Origin of the sequence: Thermosphaera sp. (assembly GCA_038827615.1) — an archaeon.
Lineage (GTDB): Archaea > Thermoproteota > Thermoprotei_A > Sulfolobales > Desulfurococcaceae > Thermosphaera.
In genome coordinates this window covers 198831-219421 of sequence record JAWBNK010000001.1, presented here as the reverse complement: position 1 = coordinate 219421, position 20591 = coordinate 198831, and the positions used below count along the sequence as shown (strand labels likewise).

Here is a 20591-nt window from a genome sequence, read left to right as displayed (position 1 = left end):
CATGAAAATCGTATACATGTTCGAGCCTCACAGAGCAGGCGTCGAAGTACTTAGAAGCCACGGTGTAAACTTCACAATATACCCGGGGAGGGAGGCCCCAAGGGATTGGCTTGAGAAAGAATTATTGGATGCAACCGTATTAGTGGCAGCACCATGGAACGTTGTCGACAAGTCAATAATAGACCTGGGAAAACAGCTTAAGCTCATCATGGTTCAAGGCTCCGGACTCGATAAAGTAGATTTAGCGGAAGCCTCTAGGAGAGGCATATATGTTGCAAATGCTCCCGACTACATCGCCGAAGCTGTCGCAGACCATATAATGGCTCTAATACTCGCCCACTACAGGAACATCGTCAAAGGAGATAAGTACATCAGGGAGAAGAAATGGGTAGGCGGTACTCCCCCAGGCTTGATTGGAAACGTTCTCCGCGGAAAACGAATCGGAATAGTTGGAATGGGCAGAATCGGCGCTGGGTTGGCTAGAAGGCTGAAGCCTTTCGGCGCAGAAGTATACTACTGGGATAGAAAAGTTAAGCCCGAGGTAGAGCACGGGTTGGAGATCTCTCGCATGGAGCTTGATCAATTGATTGAATCGTGCGATGTAATTGCGCTAACTATTGCACTCACGCCGGAAACCCGCGGTCTGATCAACAGGGAGAGAGTATTTAAGGTTAAGAAGGGAGCGTTAATAGTCAACACTTCAAGAGGGCCGATAGTGGATGAAGAAGCCTTGATTGAGAGGCTGAAAACCGGTGAAATATATGCTGCCCTCGACGTCTTTGAGAAAGAACCCCTTCCTCTCGACAGCCCGCTGATAGGTCTTGACAACGTAATACTTACCCCTCACTTAGGCGGGTTCTCGTGGGAGGCTCTAGCGGAGACTTCGAGGTTTGTCGCAGAATCTGTTGTGAAATATGTCAAGGAGGGGCGTCTACCGGATACTGTTGTAAATAAAAAATAGAGTTGGCTCTTGCAACGCGTTTTTCAATCTAGTAATCATGTAAGGCCAGTATCTCCTGAGCCGCTCTAACAGATGCTCCAAGCTCAACCCTGTACCCAGTTTTAACCAGGCTCCTCTCCACTGCTGCTAGAGTCGCTATCACGTCGTTCGCGTTCACCTCTCCCATATGCCCAATCCTGAAGACCCTGCCTCTCAGCTCACCCAACCCTCCTGCAATCTCAACATTCCTTGAACGCATCTCGCTGTAAAATCTTGCCCATTCGACGCCTTCAGGCAAGTAAACAGCTGTCACCGTGTGGGCCCTGTAAGGCTCCTCTGCAACGAGTTTCAATCCAAGGGACTCGACTCCTCTCTGAACAGCCTGCGCAAGGATTCTGTGCCTTCTGAACCTGTTTTCAACGCCCTCGCGTTCAATCCTCTTGAGCGAAGAGTAGAGCGCGTAGATCATGTTCACTGCAGGGGTAATATAGTAGTTTCTCGTGGACTCCATCTCCTTCAAGAGCTTGGTAATGTTGAAGTACAGTGTTTCATTATCGGTTATTGGGGCGAAGTCTTTAGAGTAAGCAACCAACGCGAGCCCCGGGGGCACGGCCAGCCCCTTCTGCGAGCCAGTTATGCATACATCAACTCCCCACTCATCCATTCTCATCTCCATTCCCCCTACGGAGGCTATTCCATCCACTACTACTCTGATACCACGCTTCTTTGCAACCCTCGCCACTTCTCCAACATGGTTAGCCACCGATACTGAGGTTTCAACATGCTGGAGCATTACAACATCGTATTCCTTCTCATCTAGAATCGCCTCAACCCTGCCTCCATCGAACCCTCTGCCCAGCGGGGATTGAACCACGTCAACCTCAGCTCCAATCCTCCTAGCTCCCTCCACCAAGTAGTCTCCGAAGTACCCTGTCTTTAAGACGAGTACTTTTTCTCCACGCCTCACGGAAGACCTTACGGCGAGCTCGAGTCCAGCCGTGCCACTGCCCGGTATGACGACTACTTTTCCCTGTGTCCCAAAGACCTTCTTAAGCAGTTCTTGAGACTCCCTGTGCATCTCATCGAATTCAGCCGCCACGTGACTCATGGTAGGCTGAGCCATGTCGAGGAGAGTTAGGGGATCTATTATCGAGGGACCAGGAATCATCAACAAGGCTCTTGGCATTCCGACACCACTTATATTATGAACGATCTCTTAATATAAAACTTCCCGCTTTTCACACGGTCAAAGTTTATATACGAGAGAGGATAATTTTGTATCAGGAGAGGTCCGGTATGCTGAGTAGGAGATTCTTAGTTCTAGCCATCGCCCTCCATCTATTCCTCACGCTGGCTTCCAGCCCGCAGGCATCACCAGCGATCGAGGCACTGCCGCTCGCGGCGGGAATATCGCAGAACATCAGTATTGACGGCGATCCAAGCGATTGGGGGGATTTCGCGTGTCCAGAATTACCCGTCGATAATGCGTACGGCTTATACTATTACTCCACTGTGGGCGGGGTCCCCCAGTGGATATGGTGCGATGCCGGAGGCGACGAGAGGACAGACTTCTCCTCTCCAGACAAGCGCGCCGACCTATTACAGTTCAGGGTGACCGGGGACGGCGAGTTTCTCTACCTCCTCTTCATCCTCAACGACACGAGCGGATTCAGCATCGGAGATAACGGGGCCACATTCATAGCGTTAGCGATCAATCGAAACGGGAGCACTGGCGGCACGGAATTTTTCGCCGGCTACTCTGAAACAAAAGTAGCGAGCGATGCCGCATGGGACTACCAGGTCGTGGTCAACCTGGCCGACAGCAGGTATAGTGGTCAATGGAAGACGGCGTTGACCGATGGCCTTCAATCCAACTGGGGCGGTATATTCTACTTGGTCGACAAAAGCTGGAATTTCATCACAGGTGAGGGAGCCTTGATGGGAGTCGACTTGTCAAGAAACTCGGTAGAGGTCAGGATACCCTGGGGGTTGATAGGCGACGTTCCCAGCGGCGGCGTATTTTTCCTGAGGCTATCCTTGATAACTGCGAGGGGCTGGAGCGACTATAATGGTAACGGGGGCGAGGCATGGGACATCGGTGGGGATAACACCAGCGACGCCTTGGACGCCATGACTACTGCTGGACCGAACACGTGGGATGAAGTAGGGGATGGAGTTGTGGATTATTTTGCCGATGTATATTTCACGACGACCCCGCCGTACTATCCTGTCCCGGAGCCCGGGTTGCTGGTGGCCGCTGGATCCCTCATACCTGTTACGGGCTTCATCGGCTACGAGCTCCGGAGGAGGAGGCGCTCTAACAACTAGTTTTTTATGCTCGAACCCTCTCCCTTTTTCAACCACGGCTACCCCGGCAAATTGTGGTGTAAAAATGAAGTGGGATTTGACCCCTGGCAGGGGCCTGGTTGCGGCATCCTACCCTAGGTATATTCTGAGCCTCCTTCCCAGGTATGCGCAGATTAGTGCTCCGGCCAGGCTGATGACTCCGAAGACGACGAGCGCTAGGTCGTAGCTACCGGTTACGTCGTGTATGTATCCTCCGATGGATGGGAAGATCAGCCCTGAAACCCCCCAGCCCGTGAACACCAGGGAGTAGTTCGTTGACAAGTGTTTCAGTCCAAAGAAGTCTCCTGTTGCAACCGGGTATAACGCTAGGGCAGAGCCGTACGTGAAGCCCAGGGCCGCCGTCATCAAGTACAGCTCCAGCTTACCGCTCCCCGCGTACGCCAGCGCGATGATCAGTAAGCTTTGGATCGTGAAGAACATCGTCATCGTAATGGGCCTTCCATATCTCCCAAGCAAGTCTGAGATCCAGCCGGCGGGGGGTCTCCCGAGAGCGTTCATTACTGAGAAAACACTGACTGCTAGAGCAGCCTCCATCACATCCAGTCCCTTGAACCTCGCAAAGCTCGCCATGTGACCTATTAGCATTAGCCCCGCGCCGCTCACAAGGGTGAAGCTCAACCAGAGAAGCCAGAAGTCCAGGGTCTTAATCACTCTGGAGGGCTCTAGATCCTGCTTCGGCACGACGGCTCTCTTCTTGGAAAACCTGGAGTAGTAGCTTGTGACCTCCGAGCTGGGGTCCCTTATAGCGGCCACGGCTAGAACGCCCACTACTAGCGAGATTATCCCAACCGCGACGAAGGTTAGAGAGAGGCCGTGCAGTTGGAGAATCATTGTCTTCAATGGGGCAAACGCGACCGCGCTCCCCCCATAGCCGAGTATTATGATACCTGTTACTAGTCCAGCCCTATCGGGGAACCACCTCCTCGCCAACGTGACGACAGGTATGTAGCCCAGCCCGTTTCCAAGCCCAACTAGAACCCCGTAGGTCGCGACTAGGTATAGTGGTAGGCTGATGTATTCGACCAGGGAGGATAGTAGAAGCCCCGATGATACTGATGCGATGCTGAGGCCTGCTGTTTTCTTAATTCCTTTCTGCATGTAGAGTTTTCCTCCAATAACGCTGCTTAATGCGAAGACGGCTATGAACACTGAGAAGGGCAGTGCCGCCCAGAACGAGCTCCCCCACAGGGCTTCCAAGAAGCTCTTGTATACACTGTACGCGTATGATGCTCCGAGGACTGATGTGATCGCTGTGCCTGCCGCTATCGATATCCAGCCCTGCCTTCTACCTGGTGCAGACGGAGAGTTCATGACCTTAACCAATAATCATTAACCGGTGAGCGTGCTTAAAAACCCCACTAGGAGGAGTGTAAGGTTCAAACCGGAGCGAGCACTCAGCAACAGGAAGACAGCCCCGCACTGTTGACGATGACCGCTCAGAGAGGACTTAATTAAACTGGAGTTGGAGACACGTGATCGATGCGGCCCAGGCTCAAAAGGGCTCAGATGGTATCGGGCACTGGACAATATCCCTTGCCCAGAGGCAGTCGGCGCACGAGGGGGTGTTGCCCCAGCAGTCTTGCTCAGTGCTGTTAACGAAATCGCACGAAGTGTTCAGCCTGCAGTCGGTGCAGCTCGGGTAGTAATAGTTACGCGTGATGAATCGGAAGAAGGAGTATTCCCTGCTCATCCATATATCCTTCAAGCTCCTGTTCTTCACATTTCCAAACGAATGGGCCTTCACGATCTTCTCCCGACCGAGAACGAACTCCCTATACGTGTGGAGGAATCTATAGCATGGAACAACCTCCCCGTCCCACCTAATCACTGCGGCCCTGGCCTCATCGAATAGACACTTCCTCTCTGTCTTCACTTGGAAGCTGGGGATTCTAATCTTAATTCCCCGGTGCGCCTCGCTCTCTAAACGCTCAACCAGGTCCTCATGACCAGTTGAACCATCATACACTATGTCATCCTTGTGAGCTTGTGAGACCGGTAGAATGTTAGAGATTATCACCTCATCTACCCCAATCTCCCTTAGATTTCTCACTAGAGTAGGGATCATGGAGTAGTTAGCCCTCGTCACGACGACCTCCACACCTATAAGCGGTTCATAACTACCCCTGCTCCTGCGCCACGAAACCAGGGATTTAATGATTTCGACAACTCTCCTTGAACCGATGTGTTGAAATCTCGTCTCAACCCCGGGAACGGCGTCGATGGAGAAGTATATCCCGGAAATGCCTATCTCGGCAAGCCCTGTGAACTTCTTCTCGCTTAGATAAAGCCCATTGGTTGTCAAATACAACTTGTAACCTCTGCCCACTGTTTCGTAAACCATCTCCTCGAATCGCGGGTGAACTGTAGGCTCCCCTATACCTCCGAAAACTATCGTCTTCAACTCTGGAAGGTGCCCGGCATCATCCAGGATTTTCAGGAATAGATTGTGATCCATGTCTCCTTCGACGTCCATCCAGTGTTGCTTGAAACACATATCGCATGCCAGGTTGCACCTAGTGGTTAGCTCGATGTACAGGATTCTCAGATCAGGCTTCGGCTTGATTACGACCTCTCCATCCCGCATGGGAAACTTATACTCCACTAGCGTGTCACCGCCCAACGCTAACCTCCGCCCGATGGCGGGAATATCGAGACCACGTCGCCGTTCTTCACTTTGGTCTTCAATCCATTAAGATGCTCTATGTTGAAACCGTTGACCAATATAATATATCCTGGCTCGAGCTCCGCTTTAAACCCTGGAAACTTGGCGTCCAGAATATTTAGTAAATCCTCTATTGTAGACTCATCGAGATCTAAAACAAGCCTCCTCGTTTTAGCGAAGTCTATTAGCGTCGCGAACAACCGGATTTCTATCGCCAAAATCCCAGCCCCCGGGCGATATGGATTAAGGATGGATGTTTATAAAAAATTAAATAAAGTCTATGAGGTCTAATTCTCTTAACTTGCTCTCGGGGATCCTGCCATCAGGAGTCCAGCCGCGCAACGCATAGTATCTAGGTAGCATTTCTCTCAGTCTTACAGTCCTGCCTTTATTCGGCCCATTAGGCGCGGGCTCCTCTAGGAACCTCTTCGGCAACGTGTCCTCCTCTAACGGGTTGAGCCCTGCCTTCAGGTTGAATAACCTCTCAGCGTTCCAAATCCTCTCTCCGATCTTCAAATACTCCTCAGTAGATAGGTTCCAGCCCATGGCGGCGTTCAAGAGGTCCCTGTAGTCATCTGCCCACAAGCCGAAGGTCGAGAACAGGCACACTCCGGCGGCGTCTATTAACGCGGTGATGTGCTGGAATGTTATCAGCATTTTCACCTTCTCATCGGAGACGTCGTGGGGGTCCATCTTCTTCGGATACCCCAGTATCTCCGGCGAGATCATGTAGTTTTTAATGTGGCATCCACCCCTGTTGTTTGTAGCGTATCCCAGGCCATGCCCCTCAGCTCCTCTCGGATCGTATGCCGGTAGTTCAAGCTTTTTCACGCCCATGAAATACTGCTCTCCATTGTACATCTTAGCAAGCCTGTAACCTCCCTCAGCGAGCTTGTCCCCGATCCCTTTTCTCTCAGCTATTTTCTCGATATAGTAGTGCAATACCTCGGTGTTCCCGAACCTCGGCGGAGGGAAGTCCCCTAGGTCGCTCTCGGGTACGAGCTTCTTCTCGTAGAGCTCCATGAGAGTGGCTAGAGTGCCGCCCAGGGAGATCGTGTCAAACCCATACTCGTCCGCCATGTGGTTTGCCTCAACTATTGTGGCGAGGTCGTTGATTCCGAGGTTTGATCCAAACGCCCATATGCTCTCATACTCCGGCCCCTCCGAGACCCCTACGGTGGGCAGTTTCACCACTCTTCCACACGCTATTGGGCAGGCGTAGCATGGTTTATTGCGAACTAGATACTTCTTCGCTAACGCCTCACCGCTCTGCTCGTAAGCGTGCTCGTACTGCAAGTATTGGAAGTTCTTGTACGGGTATAAACCGTTCTCATTAATTATGTTAACCAGCACTGACGTCCCATATCTCGGGAGGCCGCCACCGCCCACCGGATCCTTACGTATCTTATCAACCTTCTCTCTAACGACTAGCATGAACTTTTCACGGTCCGCCACTGGAATGGTCTTCGTTCCCTTCACGGCGATCGCTTTCAACTTCTTAGAGCCCATGACGGCTCCCACGCCAGCTCGTCCAGCAGCCCTGTGGACATCGTTCATTATCGAGGCGAACCTCACGAGTTTCTCCCCAGCAGGTCCTATGCCCAGGACTTTCGCGTCTGGCGTTTTCAGTTCTTCCCTAATCCTCGCCTCAGTCTCCGACATCTTCAAGCCCCAGATTGAAGAGGCGCTCTTCAACTCCACATGGTCGTCATTGATATACAAGTACATTGGTTGCTCTGATGCACCCTCAACCACGACGGCATCATAGCCCGCCTTCTTCAACTCGGCCGCCCAGTAACCGCCGGAGTTAGAGTAAGTAATGTACCCAGTGAGAGGGCTCTTCGTGATAACGTTGTATCTAGACGCTGTCGGCGCCGAAGTGCCTGTTAACGGTCCCGCGGCAATTATTAGCTTGTTCTCAGGGGATAGGGGTTCGACTCTCGGATCCACTTCTTTCAACATCAAATAAATCCCTAGGCCCCTGCTCCCTAGCCACTTTCGAGCGATATCCTCGCCCCATGATTCTATTTTGATCTCTTTAGAAGACATGTCAACCCTTATTATTTTACCCCAGTTCCCGAACAAGATTTCACCATGTATATATAGAGGTCACCCACATTTAAACCTTACCTAGGATCAACAGAAGTATACATACAGTGAAACCGGCTATGCCATATTATCCGCACGCACTGTCTCTACACGTTATGATCCTGCAGGTTGTTTATCAATAGTGAATAGAAGAGTTTGCAGGAGCGGGGAGGCGACGCATGCATACAGAACAGCAGAAAGCGAACCAAGAGCTTCAACAGTGCTCAGGACTTTACCCAACTTTGGAAAGAGAAGAGTCATCATGCAATAGCTTGTTTTCGCCTCTCTGTTAGCAATGTAGCCTCATATTAAACATCTTGTCGGCCCGGGAGCCGGTTTTGCACGTAAAAATACCAATACTTCTCGAAGACCTAATACAAGTAGGATGGATTTCACAATAATTAAGTATTAAGGAGTGGTTGAATGTATCATGGCGGCGTGCAGTAGTAATATGTTATAACAATAGAAAGCGAAGATAGTTTCAACATAGGTGAAAAAATTAATGTGTCTTAGTATGCGGCCTATTAGAGAATAAATTTATACAATGAACATAGCGGGAGGAATGGATAGCTCACAACATTTGGAATGAAGTATACTGAATGGAATGATCTTCTGCTAAATAATCTTACATCTGTATTGTATAATTCATGCTATCTCTATTAGCTCATACGTTAATTCGGATGTCCTAGTCTCCATCATGAAATATACGCACAACATATAGTCCCTGTAAAGAGAGACCCATATATCCGCCTTAGTAATATTGGCAAAGTCTGGATTGTCGGGGTTAGGTGAGAACACATACTTATCAACACTTAAAGTAACGTTTCCATAGGATAGTGGGGCTGATGATACGTAAGATAGTGTACCTACTTCTGGAGGTGTATTAGGCCATAGTATCATTGCAGTCAAGAATTGATGGGGAATGACAAAGAAGTTCATAAACGAACCTTCTATCTGTGCTACCACGTATTCTATCATATATGATGGTATTTCATTTCCATTGACCATCGCCTTAGGCGTGATTCCAGTCTGTTTTGGAAGCCATACGACAACGGTTGTATTACCGCTCTCTTCTTCAACTATAAACTCTATCCTCGTGTATTCCACACCTCCTATTACTTCAACTCCCTCATTGGAGTAATAGAAGAGCTCTATCTTCAATTCATTGTCAACGCGATCGTAATCTCTCAACCTCCACTTCATATGACGTACTAAGTTTATAAATTCCTCAAACGTCTCGATATACTTCTCTACCGGTGGTGAGGTTGTCGTTGATGTTGTATACGGAATGGTGGGAGTCGTATAGGGGGTATGTGTAGTGGAAGTAACCGGACCTCCTGGCAGTAGTGCTGACATCAAGCCATAGATTAAAGCAATAGATATTATAATAACCGCGGTCAGAACCGCAACTAAAGGTATTTTCAATATTACACCGAAAATGTTTTGTACAATTATCGGTTTATAAATCTTTCAAGATATAAAAAGCAGTTCATCATGAAATAAATTACATTAACCATCCATATTGAAAACTATTAAAGGTAGAAAATAAATCTTATTCATAGGACTTCTTCGAAGCATTCCTATCATCGGTACGGCATCACAACATTCTTATAGTCAATGTCCTAGGAGATTGGCCAAACACACTTCCTGACCAAGCTATCACCTTACCATGATTCACTCAACCGGCTTTTCTACTACTATAAAATCCATTTATCCCCTGACATTTATCTAAAGGCTTCTTAAAGTGTTACAAAGCTTTTGCAATCCTCTCTAAGGTATCCTCAGAGACCGTCTCTCAATATATAGCTGTTCATAAGCCTTTTTGCCAATTCCTACTCACTCCTCCGCCGTCTACATCTCAACGATCTATTCTTTTCTCACCTAACTTACGAGAGCAGACCTCGTCATCGCCAGCAGTTCACCCAACTCTCTACAGCAATACAGGATTCACGGTGTTTCCTTTCACCCAGCTCATCAAGCTCACCGTACATCAAAACCATGACTTACAAGAATTTGAATGAGCATTCAACAACTCGAATAAACATCAAAAAGAAAATAGCCCCAACATTACCTGGCATCTCTAACAGGCTCTTTCTATCCTCATCCGAGACCTTATCTAAGTCTGAACTCTCCATTAACATTAATAATCTTCAATAAATTAAAAATGTTTTATGAACTTCTTTTCACAACAAAAAGGAGGGAATTCACAGATATTTAAGTCCCCAGCGGATATGAACGGGCCCGCCGGGATTTGAACCCGGGTCCTCCGGCTCCGAAGGCCGGCGCCCTATCCTGGCTAGGCTACGGGCCCCGGCTTATTATTTATTGGTTTTGCAGGCTTAAATTATAGCTCTTGGATATTTTGTCCGCGTAGTAGAGTGGTTCAGGCAAGGTCTTGCCGGGTTTTAAGAGTCTTTCAACTAGCTCCACGGCTGATTCCAGGCTTATATTGTATCCTATGCTCACGTATATCTTCCGATGTCCTCTCACGATCACTCTTCCCGCCCGCTTGCCGTGTGCGATGATATAGTTCCCACCATCCACCTCTCCGTGCAAGGGCTTTTTTGCAACACCTATGCTCGGCTTCCCCAGGACTACGCCTAAATGAGTTGCTATGCCGAAGCCCCTGGGATGCGTTAAGCCGTGACCATCGGCTATGAGAACGTCCGGCTTCAAGCTTAGACCCGTGTAGACCGATAAGTAGCCCGGGAGCTCTCTGAACGCGAGAAGCCCCGGGATATATGGGATTACGGGTTTCTTGACAACAACTCTCTCCTCGACTACTTCATCATTCAAGACATCGTATACGACTCCAACGGCGACCTGCAGTCCATTCTTGAACGAGGAGTCGAAGCCGCCTACGTACCTTACAGTGGAGAAATCGATTCTCGGAAAACTGTCGACCTCGCGCAAGACCCTCTCGCCGAGGATTCGCTGAGCTCTCACAGCTCTCTCGTAGCTGAACAGCACGCCTCAGCCCCGCCACTCTGTTTAATAGCCTTCAAGGTTTAATTAAAACATGCATCCAAGTGTGATTCAACCATGAGATTCAGAGCGGAAAAGCTCGCCGAGGTTTTGAAAAAACTCATCGAAGAAGGCGTGGAGTTCATAGTAATAGGTGACACGGTGGTGCAGCTGGAGCTGGGTCGTGAAGTGTTGGAGGGAGATGTAGACTTGTTCGTCGAGAACCCCAGTCCCTTGACAGAGCAGGACTTCTACAACGGGCTAGCTGAGAAACATTCGTGGGAGGTAGCGCTAACCGAGCTCGGAACCCCTAAGATCATTGCACACGTTGACGGAGAGAGCGTGGAGATAGAGCTCTACGAGAACTTCATGGATGTCGAAATCCCCCAAGAACTGTTGGAATCCGCGGTCGAGATAAGCCTTGGAGACATCAGGGTAAGAGCCCTCCGCCCCGAACACTACTTCGTGTTGAAAGCTAGGCAGGGCGTAGACCTCGATAAGCTTAGAAGATACCTCAAGGAGCTGGGCGGAAAAGGGTTCAGCAAGAAGCTCGTTGAAGATGCTCTAAGATTATTCCCCGAATACGAGGACAAGTCGATGAGAGAGAGGCTCAGGAGCATAGGACTAACAATCTAAACTACAATATTTTTAAGCACCCAACACTATTGGTTGAGAAAGGTGAGCGCTCATGCCGATAAACGACCCAGAATTATTGAGAATAGTGCAGGCCCGGGTGTTGAATAAAACGGTATGTAGAAAATGCGGAGCCCTAAACCCGCCCGGAGCAACAAAGTGCAGGAGATGCAAGTCGAAAGGCACTTTAAGGCCGAAGAAAGCCGTGAGGACTGCGACCAAGGCAGCCTAACATTCTTCGCCCAAGCTTTAAACACGGTTTTCATCATCTTCCCAAAACGTTCGCTCCTTACAGGTGTTAACATATACTGTTGAAGGGTTCAAGGAGCCCGGTGTTCGAAACCCTCGGAAAAGCAATAGTGCCTGCTCCTCGCCACCCCAGTGTCCGCCAGTAGCTGAGGCTATAGAGGTTTTGATCAAAACACAATCAATGAAATCGCTATTAGTCCCAGCTTCCTCCCGTGATGAACATTTCGGGGAGACTTGTTTGAAAGCGTTGAAAACAGCGTCCCAGGTTTGATCAAGCTGTGAAGGAGAGTTTACACATATACGGCATGTGTCCAAGTCTTATGGGGCCGCGGGGATTTGAACCCCGGGTCACGGGGGCCCAAGCCCCGCATCCTAGCCAGGCTAGACTACGGCCCCTTTTCGACTAGTAAGAAGAATAAGGTTTGCTCCAAATTAAAGCTTATCCTCCACGTTTAATGAAGGCCGAGCACCGCCGAGGATTGATGATGAAATGATTTATATACCCGGGTTTAAACTCCTATTATTGTTAGGTTAGGTGAATCTAACATATGGGACACGAGTTTTTAACAGCTTTAACCCCGTACTTGCTTGCGACTGGAGCCTTCATAATCGTTTTTATGAAGGCTTTAAAACTTCCGAGACCACTGGCTCAAGCCGTTTCACTCGTGCTCCTGTCTTCATCCTTCTTCACGGCACTGCTAATTCACTTTGAAACTGTTAAAAACAAGGTGTTGATTTACACGATAGGCGGGTTCCCACCCCCTATTGGAATATCCTATGTTGTAGACGCCTTCTCCTCTACTCTCGCCGTGCTGGTTTCAGCGATTTTTCTCGCGTTTTTCCCTCTAACACGTGTCTTCAGGATCGGGGTTGATGAGTATTTCCTCGCACTCTACCTCGGGCTTGAGTCAGGGCTCCTCGGGATAGTTTTAACGGGAGACCTCTTCAACATGTTCGTCATGATGGAGGTAATGCTGGTTTCAGCATACGGGTTAATAGCGATGTCTAGGACGGGGAGGGCTTTTATTGCAGTGTTCAAGTACATTGTCGTCGCTGGAGCTGGAGGTTTGATCTTCTTCGCCGGGGTAGTCCTAGTGTATTTTGCTACAGGGACTCTCAACATTGGCCACTTGGCTGCGGTTTTCAACGGGGTAGAAACAGGGTACAGTGGCTACTCGCTAAACCCCTCGTTAGCGATCACGGGTTTCTTCATCATCCTCTTCTGGGGCCTCGTGATAGATGAAGCCCTAGTCCCCCTCCACTTCTGGCTTCCAGGAGCTTACTCGTCGGCACACCCAGTGGTGTCGTCGCTACTGGCCGGGGCATCCGAGGGAGTCGCGTACTACGCCTTAATGAGAATATTCTACACTGTATCAAACGGCTTCCCAGAACCAGTTTCAAACGCTTTGAAGACGCTGGGGATTCTCACGATACTGGTTGGAGGCTTGGGAATGGTTTACTCTAAGAGGCTTGGAGAAATAGTTTCCTATAGTGTCATTCTCGACTCGGGCTACGTAGCAGTCGCACTGTCCCTCGGACCCCTTGGAGTATCGGTTGCCTATTTCTACATAGCAGCCCACATGATCGTTAAACCACTGTTATTCCTCCTGGCAGGATGGGCTAGGGAGGAGGCGGGAGACGACAAGCTTGAGAGCCTTCAAGGAGTCTTCAGGTCGTCTAGAATACTTCAAGTAGGACTTTTAACCAGCGCCTCCGCTGTGATAGGCATCCCGCCTACAATTCTCTTCGCCGCCAAACTACAGCTTTATATGGGTTTATTGAACACTGTAGTCTATAACCCGGTGGATGCGCTAGCCCTCGTTACCGCTCTCGCCGGCTCGGGGCTAGCACTCGCTTCCTTCTTAAAGGTGATAGCTACCACAATGCTGACGCCCCGGTCAGCAACGGTGAGGGGGCCGGGTAGAGTTCTCAAAGCATACGTGCTTGTTCTAGCTGGGTTGACCGTGATCCTGGGACTGGCTTACCCGCTTGTTCAAGCCGGGATTGTGGAGCCTGCTTCAAGCATGCTCATCGATGCGAGAGATGCCTACGTTGAAAGCGTGCTTCAAGCTTTGTTTAAAGGGTGAAACCATGGTAGCTCTCGATAAAATCTCGCAGTGGGCCAGGAGCAGGAGCTTATGGATGATACATTACTGCTCAGCCTGTGGTGCCGTAGAGTTCCCGCCGCTCGTCATGTCGCCCGTCGACTGGGAGAGATACGGCTACATGCCCGCTCCAACCCCCAGGCAAAGCGACCTATACGTTGGAATGGGGTATTTAACTAAGAAGACGGTGAAGCTGTTTCTCAACATGTATATGCAAGTCCCTGAACCCAAGCTCGTGGCAGCGGGATGCAACTGCACTGCAACCGGGGGTTTATACTGGGATAGTTATGCAACCTACAAGAGGTTGGATGATTTCGTCGAGGTAGAGGGTTGGGTACCTGGCTGCATGCCCATGCCTGACGACTACCTCAGCCTGCTGAAACACCTGAGGACTAAGCTGTCGAGTACCCCCCTTGAGAAGCATTTATCCAGGGTTAAGCCGGATGCTTTCGATAAAATCAAGTACTACGAGGAGCTGGAGAGAAGGTTCAAGGATGAATATGAGCAATCCCTTAAAGCCTCGAAACCCTTGAGTAACTACGAGTTTAAGCCGACATTTCCAGAGTGCTTTGAGACTGACGAGCAATTGAAGATCTGCAAGACAAGCACTGAGGCATCAGTAATCAGAGATTCGATCGCTAGGCTGAAGCAGGATGGCTACGTTCTGCTCGTAAACATAGATGCCGTCGACTATCCGGATAAAGGTGTGATAGAGCTATACTACATCCTGGAAAACCCGGGCAACGGGTGGCAAAAATGGGTCAAAACATTCGTAGACCGCTTCAACCCCATCATCGACAGTATTCACGATATTCACCCTCTAGCATTCTTCATTGAGAAAGAAGTCCACGAGATGATGGGAGTAAGGTTCAACGGACACCCCGATCTATCCAAGTGGATTCTAAAGGATAACTGGGAGGGCCCCCCGCCGCTTAGGAAGGATGTAGACACCGTTTCCTTCGTGGTGAAAACAATGTATGGAGGATATAGGTATGGGAGATAGCGGCAAATACACTAGTGTCTACTTCGGCCCCCAGCACCCGGGCGTCCCCGGGAATATAGCATTTAAACTCCTGCTCGACGGAGACAGGGTGGTGAAGGCTGAAGCTGTACCAGGATTCCTGCACAGAGGATTCGAGAAAATGATGGAGAACAGGACCTGGGAGATGAACGTTACTTTAAGCTACAGGTTCTGCGTAGAAGACCCCGATCACTTGGAGGTAGCCTACGCGCTCAGCGTTGAAAGGATATTCAAGGCTGAGATACCTGAAAATGCTAAGTGGATGCGAGTGATACAGTGCGAACTGGGAAGAATAGCCTCGCACTTGTTCTGGGGTCACTTCATGGGCGGTAGTGTAGGGCTGAGGACCCCTGCTTACTGGGCTGTCACAGCTAGGGAAGAAATCCTGAAGTGGTTTGCAAGGATCTCCGGCCATAGGGTCTACCACAACTTGAGCGTCCCCGGAGGAGTAAGGTTTAAGCCTCCCGAGGGCTTTAAGGATGACGTCCTTAAACTTGTAGACTACATCGAAGAGGTTGCACGGGATTTTGAGAAAGCACTAATCGGTAATAAAATATTCCGCGCTCGCACCAAGGATATCGGCAGGCTCACCTCTAAGGAGGCCTTAGAGTTAGGAGTTACGGGTCCAAGCCTGAGGGGCGCTGGGCTCGCCTACGACCTAAGGAGGAGCGCGCCCTATCTAGCATACGATAGGGTGAAATTCAACATTCCGACCGGCGAATCCGGCGACGCCTTCGACAGGTCCCTAGTCCGCCTAAGAGAAGTCTCAGAGAGTTTGAAGATAGTTAAACAAGCTGTTGAAGAATTGCGCCTTGACAACCCATTCCGCGTTAAAGTACCGTTGTCAGCCCCAGTGGGAGAGGGGGTTGCAAGAGTGGAAAGCGCGAGAGGGGAGTACATGATTCATGTGATCAGCAATGGAGGGAGAAAACCATACAGGGTTAGGCTCAGAAGCATGTCGATGCCGTTATTGACTACTGCTGTGAACAGAATACTTGAAAAAGAGGAGGTGACTATTGCTGACTTCCCGGTCATCCTGGCATCCTTGGATCCATGCCCACCCGATTTAGACAGGTGATGCCTTATGGTTCTCTCAACAATCATTAAATCCCTAAAGTACTTGACTCGTAAGCCCTATACTCGGCTTGTCCCTGAGAGGGAGAGCCCGTTTAAGACTAAATCTCTACGGGGAGCGCACGTCTTAGATATGAACAAGTGCACCGGGTGCTCTATGTGCCAGCAGGTTTGCCCCGCGGCTTGCATCGACATGGTGGTCGTCGATGGCAAGTGGCCTCAGAATCCAAGATCCAGATTCCCCAGGATAGATCACAGTAAATGTACTTTCTGCGCGCTGTGTGTAGAATATTGTCCCTTTGGAGCATTGTCGATGACGAATGTAACCGGGTTCGAGTTATTTACTCTGGATAAGGCTAAGACCTTGAAGCAACCCTCCGACCTCGCCAAACCCGTTGGGGAGCCAACAGTCAGCAAGAACGACTTCATGAAGCCATATCCCGTTGGAGGTGAGTCCTCGTGAGCCCCATCATGCTCGAGAATCTTATTCCAGGACTCATAGCCTTGTTTACGATAGCGATGATAATTTACTCCATCAGGGTCTTCACCTCGAAAAATATTGCTGACGCAACGCTAGCCGTTGACGCTTTAACAGTCGACCTATTAGTGATCTTAGTTCTCATAGCATATTACTATAGGTCAACATTCCTTCTCATAGGCGTCATACCTCTGGCCACATGGATTTTCATCTTAGACTTGATCGTTGCAAGGTACTTGGAGAAGGGTGGTGGGAAGTGATAGACGCCCTGTTGTTTTACCTAGGAGTTACCCTAACCATCATCGGTGGCGTGCTCGACATAATTGCAGCAATAGGATTCTTCAAGTTTAAAGACTTCTACACTAGACTGCACGCGGCGACCATAGGAGCCATAGGGGGAGGATTCTACCCTCTCATAGGCTTAGCGTTAGTTGCGCTGGGATTAGACGTTGATCTACAAGTCAAGTTATCATTCGCAGGCGTGAGTTTAATATCAGCGGCGATTATTGCAGTCGGCGTTCCATCCGGCACCCATGCACTAGCCAGGTCTTCGTACAAGTCTGGTGAAGCTAAACCGGTCGTAGTGGAGGATAAGCTCGAGAGAAAGGAGGTGGTTGGGAAGTGATCATGCTCATACTTGCGTCCATAGCATCGACCCTCGCGCTAATAGCAACAGTAATAGCAGTCTACAGTAGGGATGTTGCAAAGACAATTATTGTTGCGGGAATAGAATCGGTTTTCTACGCAATAGTTTTATCAGTTTTCCTAGCTCCAGACCTCCTAATAGCTTACATTGCGGTGGGGCTGGGAGCTAACACTGTCATCTTATTCTACGTGCTCTCTAAGGGTGAGAGGTTTGAAGAGGAGGCTTGAAATCCTTATTCCAATACTTCTTGGAACCGTACTCTACGTCTTACTATACTCTACGGGATTGCTCTCGATTTCGAGAAGCGCTACAACCCTGGCTTTGAAATACCTGGAGATCGTTCCCAACCCGTTTAATCAATACACTTCCCTCAGCTATGAAGTAGTTACCTCTGTGATCTGGGATCACAGAGGCTTTGATACTTTCTTTGAGACCACTGTGCTCTTCGCCGCCGTAGTGGCCGCGGTTGGCTTACTGGGCGGTCTCCAAGATAAGGTAGTGGAAAAGCGGGAGATGACGCTGATACCTAGAGTTGCTGCCAGAGTCCTTGCGCCTCTCACCGCGGTAATCTCGATCTCGATCGCGATTCACGGGCACATATCACCGGGAGGGGGCTTCCAAGGCGGCGTCGTGTTCGTAGTGGCCCCCCTCATGATCATGCTGGCGCTATCCGGCGGTATGATCCAGGGAATGGGGTTAAAGAGCAATCGATTAATGATGGCTAGAGGTTTAGCGTTAGTCATGATCGCGGCGACGGGGCTCACCCCACTGATCTATGGTTTCACGAAGTCTTTTAACGCATACTTGTTCCAGAACCTGGCGAAACCTGGATCGCCCTTCGCCTACGCGGGAGTATTGGACTTAGGGTTCACGCGAATATTGCTCTCCGGGAGTTTGATCGTATACAACATCCTCGAGTACATTGCTGTCTCGGCAGGGTTCACACTGTCCTTATATCTCCTCACTAGATTCTTCGAGGAGGGTGGTGAGAAGTGATCGAAGAGCTCGCTTGGTATTATATTGGATTTACAATAGTGTTAACCCTTGCGTTTTCAGCATATGGAGTCGCGGTTAAGCCTCACATAGTTAAGAAGATGGCGCTGTTCACAATACTTGGAGACGCTGTCTACGCGCTCCTCGTATACTTAGGCTTCAGGTTGAATGCGACCATGCCTCCCGTCTACCCCGGTGGGAGTTTAGAGAATCCTTCATTTCCCGAGGGGAGTGAAATAGCATTGTTCGCACACTCAAGCGTTGACCCTGTTCCACAAGTATTGATAGTTACCGCCATAGTGATAGGTCTGGCGGTGTTTATACTAATGGCTGTGATCGCAGTTAAGATCGCCAGTGAGACGGGAAGTCTAAACCTCTCCAAGATTGAAAGAGGTGGCGAGGATTGAGTAAGGCCTCATTAATCATCTACGGTTTACTGCTCTCCGCAGTATACGTGTTGTTTACAGGGTCTTACACCCTGCTGGAAGCAGTACTAGCAGTGTTTTTCGGGATAACAGTAGCTGGCCTGTTCGCCAGGGAATTGATCCATGATCCTTCAAAGATAAGTCTTGCAAGGTTCGCGAGAGCGTTGGAGTATCTCATCCTGTATTTCACCATCGTTGAAGTCAAGGCTCACTGGAGCGTTATCAAACTGATTCTAAATCCGTCTGCAAAATATAAGCCCGCGATCGTAAGAGTGCCTTATGAATTGAAAAGCGATTACTCGGTCTTTGCCGTCGCCAACTCTATAACGAATACTCCAGGAACTGTTGTCGTAGACTTGGATGAGGAGGATAAGAGTTTTTACGTTCACTGGATAGATGCTTCCTCGACGATTGACGAAGAGGCGAGGAGGATGATCTCCTTGGACTTTGAGAAGCGTGTAAGCAAGATTTTCGAGTAGGTGGTGCTCGATGAGCATTCAAGACTTCTTGATCACTTATCTCGGCCTCGGATTGCTAAACGGCATGGTCATATATTTCGTGTTCTACTACATGTTCCAAAAGCTTGTCGCGTCGAAAACTCCTAGCGAGAGGAGCACCATATCGGAATACATGGTTATGGGCGGTTTCGTCTACGATGAACCCCTTAATCAATCCCTTACGCAAATGGTGAGGGATATTTTCAAGCGGGCACTCGGCGCTAGTAGAGTAAGGGGCTGGAGTTGGTTGTTCACTGGAGCCAGCAGGTGGTACGCTCTAGGATTGCTCGCACTTCTTGCTATGCTTATTGCTTCCATTCTATACGGGTGGTGAGCATGGAGTTCGCAGACTTAATAATTCAAACCCTAGTTTACCCGGGATTGATGTTCACCATAGGATTCATAATTTTCACCCAGTGGCTGTACAGGAAGCTCTCGGCTAGACTGCAGTTCAGAAGGGGTCCCATCCACGCAGGACCCGCTGGTTTCCTGCAACCGCTAGCCGACTTGTTGAAGCTCGTGTCGAAGAAGGACTTAGTGAATAAGTATTCAATGAAACTGAGCCCTGTTGTCGCCGTATCTATTGCCACAGGGCTTGTAATAGTTGCTCAGCTTGCTCTCCCCGTCGCGTACAAGCCTATAAGTGCGCCCTTCGACTTCATAGTAGTGCTATACTTCCTGCTAATCGTCCCGTTAGCGATAGCCTATTTATCCCTCTCTCACCCCAACCCGTACGCTACCATAGGCGCCGCTAGATATTTAGCCCTATTAGCCGTCTCCGAACCCCTGTATGCTGTAAGCCTCCTAGTACCATTGATGCTATCCTCGAGGTTTCTCGGGAGTGAATACTCCTTACTGAGGGCTGCCGAGTCATCCCACTACCTCTGGACGCTCCCAGCCTCCAAGACTACTGCTATGCTGGTTGCATCTATAATCAACTTCACAGCGATGCTCGCCGTCGTCATGGCTAAACCCTTCGACTCCCCCGAGGCTGAGTCCGAAATATACTGGGGTGTATTCACAGAGCTCGGCGGCCCCAGGCTTGCCCTGGGCTTCTTCCTAAAGTTCGCTGAGAGGGTGGTCTACCCGCTCATCTACTCTGCCCTATTCCTGGGCGCGACCTACCCGTTTCAGCCTGGCTTCACGATCCCAGGGGCAGTGATACTGTATTTGAAGACTACCGTAGTCTTCACTATCATCACAATCTTAGACAACACCCTCCCCAGGTACAAGCCGGAGCAGGCAGTAGAGTTCATATTAAAGTACCTTTACCCGCCCGCAGTAGTCAGCATAATACTAGCCGCATTATAGGGGATGCTAACACTTATAAGAGCAGACACAATAACTCAATAAAGGAGGCGCATAAGGGCCCGTCGCCTAGCCAGGATAGGGCGCCGGCCTCCTAAGCCGGAGGCCCGGGGTTCGAATCCCCGCGGGCCCGCGTTTCTC

The 20591-nt window shown here is 49.7% G+C and carries 24 protein-coding genes and 3 tRNA genes; 18 read left to right on the top strand and 9 right to left on the bottom strand.

What is annotated here, in order from left to right; genetic code table 11:
- Window position 1: 1 nt before the first annotated feature.
- Entirely contained in the window at window positions 2-961 is a 960-nt protein-coding gene (locus QXH45_01305) for a 2-hydroxyacid dehydrogenase (GenBank protein ID MEM2077887.1), read from the top strand.
- A 28-nt stretch (window positions 962-989) separates the two neighbouring features.
- Here QXH45_01305 and QXH45_01300 read toward each other — a convergent pair whose 3' ends face one another.
- Window positions 990-2126, bottom strand: a complete 1137-nt coding sequence (locus QXH45_01300; protein ID MEM2077886.1) for an alanine--glyoxylate aminotransferase family protein — start codon at window positions 2124-2126, stop codon at window positions 990-992.
- An 89-nt stretch (window positions 2127-2215) separates the two neighbouring features.
- Between QXH45_01300 and QXH45_01295 the strand changes: the two genes are divergently transcribed.
- Window positions 2216-3268: a hypothetical protein gene (locus QXH45_01295; GenBank protein ID MEM2077885.1), complete on the top strand. Its 1053-nt coding sequence runs from the start codon at window positions 2216-2218 to the stop codon at window positions 3266-3268.
- A gap of 108 nt (window positions 3269-3376) precedes the next feature.
- On the opposite strand, the gene QXH45_01290 is transcribed toward QXH45_01295, so the two are convergent.
- The 4 genes from QXH45_01290 to QXH45_01275 all read right to left on the bottom strand — a co-directional run bounded on the left by QXH45_01290 (window position 3377) and on the right by QXH45_01275 (window position 8054).
- The gene (locus tag QXH45_01290; GenBank protein ID MEM2077884.1) at window positions 3377-4618 is read right to left on the bottom strand and encodes an OFA family MFS transporter; all 1242 of its coding nucleotides are present in this window, start codon (window positions 4616-4618) and stop codon (window positions 3377-3379) included.
- 181 nt (window positions 4619-4799) lie between these two features.
- Window positions 4800-5927: a tungsten cofactor oxidoreductase radical SAM maturase gene (locus QXH45_01285; GenBank protein ID MEM2077883.1), complete on the bottom strand. Its 1128-nt coding sequence runs from the start codon at window positions 5925-5927 to the stop codon at window positions 4800-4802.
- 2 nt (window positions 5928-5929) lie between these two features.
- A complete protein-coding gene (locus QXH45_01280) occupies window positions 5930-6187 on the bottom strand; it encodes a MoaD family protein (protein ID MEM2077882.1) in 258 nt (85 codons plus the stop codon).
- A gap of 49 nt (window positions 6188-6236) precedes the next feature.
- Window positions 6237-8054 carry an aldehyde ferredoxin oxidoreductase family protein gene (locus QXH45_01275; GenBank protein ID MEM2077881.1) on the bottom strand — a complete coding sequence of 606 codons (1818 nt, stop codon included), beginning with the start codon at window positions 8052-8054 and terminating at the stop codon, window positions 6237-6239.
- Window positions 8055-8199: 145 nt separating this feature from the next.
- Between QXH45_01275 and QXH45_01270 the strand changes: the two genes are divergently transcribed.
- Complete coding sequence (locus QXH45_01270; protein ID MEM2077880.1) at window positions 8200-8328, top strand: hypothetical protein; 129 nt, start codon at window positions 8200-8202, stop codon at window positions 8326-8328.
- Window positions 8329-8702: 374 nt separating this feature from the next.
- Here the strand turns inward: QXH45_01270 and QXH45_01265 are convergent, their stop codons facing one another.
- The 3 genes from QXH45_01265 to QXH45_01255 form a co-directional block, all read right to left on the bottom strand.
- Entirely contained in the window at window positions 8703-9482 is a 780-nt protein-coding gene (locus tag QXH45_01265) for a hypothetical protein (GenBank protein MEM2077879.1), read from the bottom strand.
- An 811-nt stretch (window positions 9483-10293) separates the two neighbouring features.
- Window positions 10294-10368 (bottom strand) — tRNA-Arg (locus QXH45_01260).
- 11 nt (window positions 10369-10379) lie between these two features.
- Window positions 10380-11027 (bottom strand): endonuclease V, encoded by a 648-nt coding sequence (locus QXH45_01255; GenBank protein MEM2077878.1) that lies wholly within the window; start codon window positions 11025-11027, stop codon window positions 10380-10382.
- 72 nt (window positions 11028-11099) lie between these two features.
- Here QXH45_01255 and QXH45_01250 point away from each other — a divergent pair, with 72 nt between their 5' ends.
- Both QXH45_01250 and QXH45_01245 read left to right on the top strand, forming a co-directional pair.
- A complete protein-coding gene (locus QXH45_01250) occupies window positions 11100-11657 on the top strand; it encodes a nucleotidyltransferase (GenBank protein ID MEM2077877.1) in 558 nt (185 codons plus the stop codon).
- Between the two features lie 52 nt (window positions 11658-11709).
- Window positions 11710-11886 carry a 50S ribosomal protein L40e gene (locus QXH45_01245; protein MEM2077876.1) on the top strand — a complete coding sequence of 59 codons (177 nt, stop codon included), beginning with the start codon at window positions 11710-11712 and terminating at the stop codon, window positions 11884-11886.
- Between the two features lie 338 nt (window positions 11887-12224).
- Here the strand turns inward: QXH45_01245 and QXH45_01240 are convergent.
- Window positions 12225-12299: transfer RNA gene (locus QXH45_01240), tRNA-Pro, on the bottom strand.
- 152 nt (window positions 12300-12451) lie between these two features.
- Here QXH45_01240 and QXH45_01235 point away from each other — a divergent pair.
- The 13 genes from QXH45_01235 to QXH45_01175 all read left to right on the top strand — a co-directional run bounded on the left by QXH45_01235 (window position 12452) and on the right by QXH45_01175 (window position 20583).
- Window positions 12452-13990 carry a proton-conducting transporter membrane subunit gene (locus QXH45_01235; protein MEM2077875.1) on the top strand — a complete coding sequence of 513 codons (1539 nt, stop codon included), beginning with the start codon at window positions 12452-12454 and terminating at the stop codon, window positions 13988-13990.
- A gap of 4 nt (window positions 13991-13994) precedes the next feature.
- Window positions 13995-15011 (top strand): NADH-quinone oxidoreductase subunit NuoB, encoded by a 1017-nt coding sequence (gene nuoB, locus QXH45_01230; GenBank protein ID MEM2077874.1) that lies wholly within the window; start codon window positions 13995-13997, stop codon window positions 15009-15011.
- Entirely contained in the window at window positions 14986-16107 is a 1122-nt protein-coding gene (locus QXH45_01225; GenBank protein ID MEM2077873.1) for an NADH dehydrogenase subunit D, read from the top strand. The genes nuoB and QXH45_01225 overlap by 26 nt, the downstream gene beginning before the upstream one ends.
- 6 nt (window positions 16108-16113) lie before the next feature.
- Window positions 16114-16566, top strand: coding sequence for a 4Fe-4S binding protein (locus QXH45_01220; GenBank protein MEM2077872.1), 453 nt, complete (start codon window positions 16114-16116; stop codon window positions 16564-16566).
- Window positions 16563-16841: an MrpF/PhaF family protein gene (locus tag QXH45_01215; protein ID MEM2077871.1), complete on the top strand. Its 279-nt coding sequence runs from the start codon at window positions 16563-16565 to the stop codon at window positions 16839-16841. The genes QXH45_01220 and QXH45_01215 overlap by 4 nt, the downstream gene beginning before the upstream one ends.
- Complete coding sequence (gene mnhG / locus QXH45_01210; GenBank protein ID MEM2077870.1) at window positions 16838-17206, top strand: monovalent cation/H(+) antiporter subunit G; 369 nt, start codon at window positions 16838-16840, stop codon at window positions 17204-17206. The genes QXH45_01215 and mnhG overlap by 4 nt, the downstream gene beginning before the upstream one ends.
- 2 nt (window positions 17207-17208) lie before the next feature.
- Window positions 17209-17454, top strand: a complete 246-nt coding sequence (locus tag QXH45_01205; GenBank protein MEM2077869.1) for a hydrogenase subunit MbhD domain-containing protein — start codon at window positions 17209-17211, stop codon at window positions 17452-17454.
- The gene (locus QXH45_01200; GenBank protein ID MEM2077868.1) at window positions 17438-18223 is read left to right on the top strand and encodes a Na(+)/H(+) antiporter subunit B; all 786 of its coding nucleotides are present in this window, start codon (window positions 17438-17440) and stop codon (window positions 18221-18223) included. Before QXH45_01205 ends, QXH45_01200 begins: the two co-directional genes overlap by 17 nt.
- Window positions 18220-18627, top strand: coding sequence for a sodium:proton antiporter (locus QXH45_01195; protein ID MEM2077867.1), 408 nt, complete (start codon window positions 18220-18222; stop codon window positions 18625-18627). The genes QXH45_01200 and QXH45_01195 overlap by 4 nt, the downstream gene beginning before the upstream one ends.
- Window positions 18624-19124, top strand: a complete 501-nt coding sequence (locus QXH45_01190; protein ID MEM2077866.1) for a Na+/H+ antiporter subunit E — start codon at window positions 18624-18626, stop codon at window positions 19122-19124. Before QXH45_01195 ends, QXH45_01190 begins: the two co-directional genes overlap by 4 nt.
- A gap of 10 nt (window positions 19125-19134) precedes the next feature.
- The gene (locus QXH45_01185) at window positions 19135-19476 is read left to right on the top strand and encodes a hypothetical protein (protein ID MEM2077865.1); all 342 of its coding nucleotides are present in this window, start codon (window positions 19135-19137) and stop codon (window positions 19474-19476) included.
- A 2-nt stretch (window positions 19477-19478) separates the two neighbouring features.
- Entirely contained in the window at window positions 19479-20453 is a 975-nt protein-coding gene (locus tag QXH45_01180) for a complex I subunit 1 family protein (protein ID MEM2077864.1), read from the top strand.
- Window positions 20454-20508: 55 nt separating this feature from the next.
- Window positions 20509-20583: transfer RNA gene (locus QXH45_01175), tRNA-Arg, on the top strand.
- Window positions 20584-20591 lie beyond the last annotated feature (8 nt).

Excerpts from the sequence above, each read along its gene's own strand:
- QXH45_01185 (MEM2077865.1), top strand. The coding sequence starts at position 19,135 with ATGAGCATTCAAGACTTCTTGATCACTTATCTCGGCCTCGGATTGCTA.
- QXH45_01220 (MEM2077872.1), top strand. The coding sequence starts at position 16,114 with ATGGTTCTCTCAACAATCATTAAATCCCTAAAGTACTTGACTCGTAAG.
- nuoB (MEM2077874.1), top strand. The coding sequence starts at position 13,995 with ATGGTAGCTCTCGATAAAATCTCGCAGTGGGCCAGGAGCAGGAGCTTA.
- QXH45_01245 (MEM2077876.1), top strand. The coding sequence starts at position 11,710 with ATGCCGATAAACGACCCAGAATTATTGAGAATAGTGCAGGCCCGGGTG.
- QXH45_01180 (MEM2077864.1), top strand. The coding sequence starts at position 19,479 with ATGGAGTTCGCAGACTTAATAATTCAAACCCTAGTTTACCCGGGATTG.
- QXH45_01225 (MEM2077873.1), top strand. The coding sequence starts at position 14,986 with ATGGAGGATATAGGTATGGGAGATAGCGGCAAATACACTAGTGTCTAC.
- QXH45_01290 (MEM2077884.1), bottom strand. The coding sequence starts at position 4,618 with ATGAACTCTCCGTCTGCACCAGGTAGAAGGCAGGGCTGGATATCGATA.
- QXH45_01305 (MEM2077887.1), top strand. The coding sequence starts at position 2 with ATGAAAATCGTATACATGTTCGAGCCTCACAGAGCAGGCGTCGAAGTA.
- QXH45_01205 (MEM2077869.1), top strand. The coding sequence starts at position 17,209 with ATGCTCATACTTGCGTCCATAGCATCGACCCTCGCGCTAATAGCAACA.
- QXH45_01235 (MEM2077875.1), top strand. The coding sequence starts at position 12,452 with ATGGGACACGAGTTTTTAACAGCTTTAACCCCGTACTTGCTTGCGACT.
- QXH45_01300 (MEM2077886.1), bottom strand. The coding sequence starts at position 2,126 with ATGCCAAGAGCCTTGTTGATGATTCCTGGTCCCTCGATAATAGATCCC.
- QXH45_01250 (MEM2077877.1), top strand. The coding sequence starts at position 11,100 with ATGAGATTCAGAGCGGAAAAGCTCGCCGAGGTTTTGAAAAAACTCATC.